Below are 556 nucleotides of genomic sequence, written 5' to 3' on the forward strand. Positions count from 1 at the left end.
AATGGATATATCCGTCGCCAAGGCAGATCTCAGATGTTTTAAAACCTCATTTGACAAGTCCGATCGGCCATTTGGATGGAGTATCAATAGGCCAGAGTCAAGACGCATAAGAACACTCATCGGATGTTCAAGAGAGTCTCCACTCTTCGCCTCATATCTGTAATCAAAATCGAATTTTATGACTGACTGACCGGAGTACGGATATCTACTGAAGAGCGGTTTTTCCTCAGAGTCTGTTACTTTATTATGGTATATTCGTGGCCCAGAGAGTTCAGCAAGCGCTTCGCGCCAGCGCTTGGTTCGTGGGTTAACTCTCCGGACGCTACTCATTATCTCTTATATCCTATTACTCGCAGCTTGTAGTGGCTTTCGGAACATCTGAGATCATACAAGCTCATAGATTCCAAGCAGAATGTGGTTCATCTCTTAATTCAGCCATTCGTTTCCTCAGCTCCTCTGAGATCTTGTCGATTGATGCGCCTTGATGATCTAATACTGTATACAAGTCGTCAAAGAACTTATATTCCGGATACTTTTTAGTTTTTGTGAGTCCATC

1 protein-coding gene is annotated in these 556 nt (G+C 43.2%); it reads right to left on the minus strand.

Translation table 11 applies throughout. The features are described 5' to 3' along the window. On the minus strand, positions 1-330 hold a 330-nt coding region (locus EXE42_RS19760), incomplete at its 3' end, for a hypothetical protein (protein ID WP_206750751.1). Positions 331-556 lie beyond the last annotated feature (226 nt).

It is taken from the genome of Halorubrum sp. SP3 (assembly GCF_005435195.1).
In the GTDB taxonomy this organism is placed as follows: Archaea; Halobacteriota; Halobacteria; order Halobacteriales; family Haloferacaceae; genus Halorubrum; species Halorubrum sodomense.